At 58.9% G+C, this 6,819-nt stretch carries 6 protein-coding genes; all 6 read right to left on the bottom strand.

From position 1 onward, the window contains the following. Positions 1-364: 364 nt before the first annotated feature. Entirely contained in the window at positions 365-1,366 is a 1,002-nt protein-coding gene (locus tag DUT91_RS12230; protein WP_114440654.1) for an ABC transporter ATP-binding protein, read from the bottom strand. Between the two features lie 28 nt (positions 1,367-1,394). Further along, a complete protein-coding gene (locus DUT91_RS12225; RefSeq protein ID WP_114440653.1) occupies positions 1,395-2,465 on the bottom strand; it encodes a Gfo/Idh/MocA family protein in 1,071 nt (356 codons plus the stop codon). Next, the gene (locus DUT91_RS12220; protein WP_114440652.1) at positions 2,462-3,301 is read right to left on the bottom strand and encodes a carbohydrate ABC transporter permease; all 840 of its coding nucleotides are present in this window, start codon (positions 3,299-3,301) and stop codon (positions 2,462-2,464) included. Before DUT91_RS12220 ends, DUT91_RS12225 begins: the two co-directional genes overlap by 4 nt. Positions 3,302-3,338: 37 nt before the next feature. Further along, positions 3,339-4,268 carry a carbohydrate ABC transporter permease gene (locus tag DUT91_RS12215; protein WP_114440651.1) on the bottom strand — a complete coding sequence of 310 codons (930 nt, stop codon included), beginning with the start codon at positions 4,266-4,268 and terminating at the stop codon, positions 3,339-3,341. A gap of 279 nt (positions 4,269-4,547) precedes the next feature. Further along, a complete protein-coding gene (locus DUT91_RS12210; protein WP_425373787.1) occupies positions 4,548-5,804 on the bottom strand; it encodes an ABC transporter substrate-binding protein in 1,257 nt (418 codons plus the stop codon). 26 nt (positions 5,805-5,830) lie between these two features. Further along, positions 5,831-6,754: an N-acetylmuramic acid 6-phosphate etherase gene (locus DUT91_RS12205; RefSeq protein ID WP_114440649.1), complete on the bottom strand. Its 924-nt coding sequence runs from the start codon at positions 6,752-6,754 to the stop codon at positions 5,831-5,833. Positions 6,755-6,819 lie beyond the last annotated feature (65 nt).

Here is a 6,819-nt window from a genome sequence, read left to right as displayed (position 1 = left end):
CTTCGTGATCCCTTTGTCAACCCCTTTTTTCGGGGAAAACAACCTTTCAAGCTTTCGCCACCAGGTCAAATTAACAAGTCTTTTCAGACCTTTACGGCAAGACATTGAGAAGATCTCTTAGCCTGCCCCGAGAGCGAACTACTTACTCGCCAGCGGCGCGCCACCCTCGTTGTGGCGCTTTATAGGCCCCACCCTACGAAACTGTCAACTCCATAATTCATCTTTTTTCAGATTTCTTTCGTCACCCCAGAAGATCGGGGTTTTGAAAGCCGGATAATGAAAAACGGACGGACGCTGCCGCCCGTCCGTCTCATCATTCACCCTCTATCGATCCGGAGAGGCAACCCACCCACCTCGGATCTGATCAGGCGATGATCTGGCCCGCCGCATCGAACCGGTAGGTCCTGGCAGAATCCGGCGTCGCATAGAGCAGCGCGCCCGGCTCTGTCCTGTACTCGCCAAAGATCCGGATGGTGATGAGTCCGGCTTCCTTGCTGTCGAGATAGAGATTGGTATCTGGCCCGAGATGCTCGACATGCATGACGCTGCCTTGCCATGTGCCGGCTTTCGGATCGACGGTGATGTGTTCCGGCCTGACGCCGATCGTCTTCACCGTATGATGTCCGAGGCGTTCCGCATCGATGAAGTTCATTTTCGGCGAACCGATGAACCCTGCGACAAACAGATTGGCCGGTGAATTGTAAAGCTCCATCGGCGCGCCGATCTGTTCGATCCGGCCATTGTTAAGCACGACGATCTTGTCGGCGAGCGTCATCGCCTCGACCTGGTCATGCGTCACATATATCATGGTCGCTGACAGTTCCCGGTGGAGACGGGCGATCTCGAGCCGCGTATTGACGCGCAGCGCCGCATCCAGATTGGAAAGCGGCTCGTCGAACAGGAACAGTTTCGGCTCGCGCACCAGCGCCCGACCGATGGCGACGCGCTGGCGCTGTCCGCCCGAAAGCTCGGCCGGCCGGCGCGTCAGGTAATCGTCGAGCGACAGCATGGCCGAGGCCTTTGCAACGCGCGTGGTGATTTCGGCCGCCGGTGTCCCCGCCTGCTTGAGGCCTAGGCCCATATTATCGCGCACGGTCAGATGCGGATAAAGCGCGTAGGTCTGGAACACCATGGCAATGCCGCGCTTGGCGGGCGGAATATGGCCGGCAGCCTCGCCGTCGATCAGCACTTCGCCCGACGTCGCGTCTTCAAGACCCGCAATGATTCGCAGCAAGGTTGACTTTCCACAGCCGGACGGCCCGACGAAAACGACCAGTTCCCCGTCCCTCACATCGAGATCGATACCCTTCAGGACATCGACCGATCCGAAAGACTTGCGGATATTTTCCAGCTTCAGCGTACCCAAATCGTGATTCCTGTCCTTTAAGATCGTCTTAGGCGAGAATGACGGGTTGTCCCGTGCGCACGCTCTCATCCGCCGCAAGGCAGATGCGCAGCGACTGGACGGCGTCGCCCATATGGCGGGTGAGATCGATATTCTCCCGAATAGCCCGCAGCACGAACGCCTGTTCGAGATCGCAGAGCCCCTGATGGTCCGGCTCGCCTTCCATCGAGAGGTGGCGATCGGCTTCCGCAAGCTTGCCTCGCTCATCCATTTTCGCCGAATGAACGCGGATAACGGAGGTCTTCGTATGGGTATCGATATCGGCGGATTTGGCGCCCTCGTCCATCACGATGGAAACGCAGCCATTGGGCGAGATGACGTCCTTTACGAAAAAAGCCGTCTCCGACATCATCGGCCCCCAGCCGGCCTCGTACCAGCCGATGGAGCCGTCATCGAACAGAACCTGCAGATGGCCGTAATTATACATCGCGCTGTCGATTTCCGGCGAAAGACGCAGTCCCATACCGCGCACCTGAACGGGCTTCGCATCGGTGATCTGGCACATGACGTCGACATAGTGCACGCCGCAATCAACGATCGGCGAGGTCGTCTTCATCAATTGCTTATGCGTTTCCCAGTGGGTGCCGCTTGATCGCTGGTTGAGGTTCATGCGGAAGACATAGGGACCGCCAAGCGCTCTCGCCTCGGCGATCAGCTTCGTCCATGATGGATGGTGGCGCAGGATGTAGCCAACCACCAGCTTGGCACCCGTCGCCTTTGCCGTCGCCACGACGCGCTCGGCATCGGCGACATTGGTCGCCAATGGCTTTTCGACAAAAACGTCGGCGCCCCTCTCCATCGCCTTTACCGCATAATCGGCATGGCTATCCGAATAGGTGGCGATGCAGACGAGATCCGGCGCAAGCTCCTCCAACGCCTGATCGAAGGAATTGAAGAAGGGATATGAACGCAGGCTTTCAGGAAGCTCTGGAGTGGAGCGGTTGACGAGGCCGACGATCTCGAACCCCGGATTGGCGTCGTAAGCGAGCGCATGGCTCAGACCCATATTGCCCAGTCCGGCGACCATCACGCGCACGGGGCGCAAATTTTCCGCAATCATTTGACCGCTCCTGCCGTTATCCCGCGGATAAGCTGGCGGGAGAAGAAGAAATAGAGGACAAGCACGGGCAAGATCGCCAGCGACAAGGCGGCAAGCACCGCATTCCAGTTGGTGACATACTGGCCGATGAACATCTGCGCGCCGAGTGTCACCGTCTTCGTCGCCTCGGAGGGCGCGAGGATCAGCGGAAACCACAAATCGTTCCAGATCGGGATCATGGTGAACACCGCGACCGTCGCCATGGACGGCCTGACAAGCGGCAGCACCAGCCGGAAGAAGATGCGGTATTCACTGAGGCCGTCGATGCGCCCGGCATTCTTCAGATCGTCCGAAACCTGCTTCATGAACTCCGACAGGATGAAGACGGCGAGTGGCAAGCCCTGCGCGGTATAGACGAGGATCAGCGCCGTCAGCGTATCGACGAGTCCGCTGGCCACCATCAGTTGCAGAATGGAAACCGTCCCGAGCCGGATCGGGATCATGATCCCGAGCGCCAGATAAAGCCCCATCAGCGTATTGCCGCGGAAACGATATTCAGAAAGCGCAAAGGCGGCCATAGCGCCGAACACCAGCACCAGCGCGATCGAGACCACCGTCACGATCAGACTGTTCTGGAAATAGGCGAAGAAATTGCCCTGCTCGATCACGGTCTGGTAGCCGATCAGGCTGAATGTCTCCGCCGTCGGCACTTGCAGCGGCGCCCGGAAGATCGCGTTGCGTGACTTGAAGGAGTTGATGACGATGACGACAACCGGAAACAGCGCGATCATCGTATAGGCGATGAGAATCGCATGCGCCGCCGCGGCCCGCGGCCAGGATTGCGTGGCGCGGCTCATTGCGACCTCCCCTGGAGAAATACAGCCATCACAAACCTCAGAACTGATAGCGGCGCATCCGCCGCTGGATGCCGAAAAGATAAAGACAGACGCCGGCGAGGATGATGAAGAACATCACCGAGGCGATTGCCGCGCCCATATTGCGGTCTCCGACCTGAAGCTGGAAACCGAAGAAGGTCCGGAACATGAAGGTGCCGAGGATATCGGTTGAGTAATTCGGTCCGGCCAGCGCCCCTTGCGTCGTGTAGATGAGGTCGAAGGCGTTGAAGTTTCCGACGAAGGTAAGAATGGAGATGATGCCGATGGACGGAAGGATCAGCGGCAGCTTGATCTTCCAGAACTGCGCGGCGCCCGTGATGCCGTCGCACTCCGCAGCTTCGATGATCTCATCGGGAATCGATAGAAGCGCGGCATAGATCAGCATCATCGGAATGCCGATGAACTGCCAGACGGAAATAAGGCTGAGCGTGGTGAGCGCATATCGTTCCTGGCCGAGCCAGGGCGCAAAAAGGCTCTTCAACCCGACCGCGTCAAGCATGTTGGGCGCGATGCCCCAGAGCGGGCTCAAAATCAGCTTCCAGGCGAAACCTACGATCACGAATGACAGGATGGTCGGGATGAAGATCGCCGTCCTGTAGAACGTGCTGAAACGCAATTTTGGATTGCTCAGAAGTGCAGCCAGAAGGACACCGATGGGATTTTGCACCAGCATATGAATGATGAAGAACCAGAGATTGTTCTTGAGCGCGTTCCAGAAGGTCGTTGACCAGCCCGGATCGCCGAACAAAGTGCGGAAATTATCGAGGCCAACGAAAGTCGATATCTGGTTTTCGACCCGGAAGAGCGACAATTGCATCGTGCCGAAGAGCGGCAAAATCATCACCGCCGTATAGATCAGCACCGCGGGCGCAAGGAAAACCGCGATGTGCCATCGCACAGGCCTGCTCTTTGCGGTTTTTGTGGTCATGCTTTGTGTCAGCTTTCCGTTAGAGCATTTCTTGTGATGGAAACGCTGCTGCGAGACACACCCCCCTCTGCCCTGCCGGGCATCTCCCCCTCAAGGGGGGAGATTGGCTGACGCCGCCCCCCGCATTCATTCTGCAACGTCTGCGATTAGTGCCGAACGTCCATGAAGGCTAATCTCCCCCATTAAGGGGGGAGATGGCTGGCAAGCCAGAGGGGGGCGCCATAGGACGCACAGTTTCCATCAAAAACGGCGAGGCGCCAAAGGCGCCTCGCCCTCTCATCAATTCGCCGGCTTGTACCAGCTGTCGAGACCCTTTTGCAGCTTCTCGGCCGCCACCTCAGGCGTGTCGGTGCCGTTGATCACATTGGCGGACTCGACCCAGGTCTCGTTCTCGAGATTGGGTGTTCCGCGCGACAGGATCTGGTAGGTCGAGCGAATGGTGGACTGGCATTTGTCGCGCCAGGAGACGAATTCCTGGGCCAGCGGATCCTCCATCTTGACCTTGGCCGGCGACAGGCTGAAGAAGCCCGGAAGCGCATTGGCGTAGATGTCGGCGAATTCGGGCGACGCCACCCATTCCAGGAACTTCTTCGCAGCTTCCGGATTCTTCGTCTTGGCGTTCATCCCGATGCCCAGATCGGTGTGGTCGGAGATATAGCAGGTGTCGCCTGCCTTCTTGACCGGCGGCGGGAACGCGCCCATCTTGAACTGCGCCTGCGTATTGAAGCCCGAAATCTCCCACGAGCCGGCCGGATAGATCGCGGCACGACCAAGCGTGAAGAGGTTCTGGCTATCGGGATAGGACTGCGCCTCGAAGCCATCGCCGAGATAGTCCTTCCAGCGTGCAAGCGTCTTGAACGGATCGACCCACTCAGGATCGGTCAGCTTTTCCGTGCCAGCGATTAGAGCCTTGCGGCCTTCCTCACCCTTCCAATAGTTCGGGCCGATGTTCTGGTAGCCCATGGTCGCGGCTTCCCAGAGATCCTTGGTGCCCATCGCCATCGGGATGTAGGTGCCGTTCTCCTTGATCTTGTCGAGCAGGGCGAAGAATTCGTCTTCCGTCTGTGGCACTTTCAGACCCAGTTCTTCGAACGCATCCTTGTTGTAGATAAAGCCATGGATAACGGATGCCACCGGCACGCAGAAGGTTGTCTTCCCGTCATCCGTTTCCCAGGCCGACTTGGCGACCGGGCTGAACTCCTTGAGACCCGGCAGGTCGTTAAGCGAGGCGAGCTGCCCCTTCTCGAAAAGCGCCAGCGACTTGTCGAACGGGCGGCAGGTGATGATGTCACCAGCCGTATTGGCATCGAGCTTGGCTCCAAGCGCTGCGTCATACTCTGTTGGCGCGGAAGGATTGAACTTGAGCTTGATGCCCGGATTCTTCGCCTCGAAGGCGGGGATCAGCTTTTCCTGCCAGATCGGCAGATCGTCATTACGCCAGCTCTCGATGTTCAGCGTCACATCCTGCGCGTAAGCCGCCCCGGCCGAGCCGAGCACGCTTGATGCAAGCAACACTGCAATCATTGTCCTGCTCATCATGATAACTCTCCCCTTTGCGCCCTTCAGGCGCGCTGTTGACGGGAACCCGGGTTCCCTTCCAATTCCGAAAGCGCCGGACGCAATTTCTGTCCGGTACTGTCGAGAAGTCGTAGCGCAGCGGCTAAATCCGCAGCACCTGCTGCCAGAAGAACTGCGGGCTTGACCGAACCGCCGGCCTGTTCGAGACAGGTCCGCGCCTCGGCCTCGCTGCAATTCGCTATTGCAACCACGATATGCACGGCCCGCTGCCTGAGCTTCGCGTTGTCCGCGTGGAGATTGACCATGTAACCATCATGGACATGACCCAACCGGACCGCCGCCAGCGTCGACAGTAGGTTCAGTGCGATTTTCTGGGCGGTTCCAGCGCCCATGCGGGTAGACCCCGCTATAATTTCCGGTGGCGTCGCCAGGAGGATGCCGGCATCGGCCAGCTCCAGGATAGGTGAGCCCGGATTGTTGGCTATGGCGACGGTCTTGAGGCCGAGGCGCTTGGCCGCCTTCAAGGCCCCCACGGCATATGGCGTGGAACCGCTCGCCGAAACGGCTATGAGGCAATCGCCCTGAACAAGATTTGCCGAAGAAACATCGGCCGCGCCCTGCTCCGCATCGTCTTCCGGCGCGCCGGTGAGGTTTGTGAGACTTTCTACGCCGCCGGCAAGGAGAACGACGATGCGATCGCGCGGAATGCCGAACGTGCCGGGCAGTTCCAGCGCATCGGCAAGCGCCATCAGCCCTGAACTGCCGGCCGCCGCATAAGCCAGGCGTCCGCCCTGCTCCAGGGCATCCGCGACGAGATCAGCGGCATCTGCTATTCCTCGGGATGACGGCGCGACAACGGCTGCTGCCTCCTCTTGCGCCTTGGCAAGGAGGGCTGCGATATGATGCGACGGCTGGCGATCGAGGCCCCTCGCCTCGTCATTCAGCTGTTCGGTCCGGTTCACGGCCATTATCTCGGTTCTCCCACTTCATTGATAATGCCAAAAAAATACCACTTGTCCAGAGACCTTAACAA

It is taken from the genome of Paramesorhizobium salinisoli (assembly GCF_003335045.1).
Taxonomy (GTDB): Bacteria; Pseudomonadota; Alphaproteobacteria; order Rhizobiales; family Rhizobiaceae; genus Paramesorhizobium; species Paramesorhizobium salinisoli.
This window is presented reverse-complemented; position numbering and strand designations above follow the sequence as displayed.

What these genes read in the sequence shown, in the direction of transcription:
- DUT91_RS12210 (WP_425373787.1), bottom strand. Translation starts at nt 5,804, where the DNA reads ATGAGCAGGACAATGATTGCAGTGTTGCTTGCATCAAGCGTGCTCGGC.
- DUT91_RS12225 (WP_114440653.1), bottom strand. Translation starts at nt 2,465, where the DNA reads ATGATTGCGGAAAATTTGCGCCCCGTGCGCGTGATGGTCGCCGGACTG.
- DUT91_RS12205 (WP_114440649.1), bottom strand. Translation starts at nt 6,754, where the DNA reads ATGGCCGTGAACCGGACCGAACAGCTGAATGACGAGGCGAGGGGCCTC.
- DUT91_RS12215 (WP_114440651.1), bottom strand. Translation starts at nt 4,268, where the DNA reads ATGACCACAAAAACCGCAAAGAGCAGGCCTGTGCGATGGCACATCGCG.
- DUT91_RS12220 (WP_114440652.1), bottom strand. Translation starts at nt 3,301, where the DNA reads ATGAGCCGCGCCACGCAATCCTGGCCGCGGGCCGCGGCGGCGCATGCG.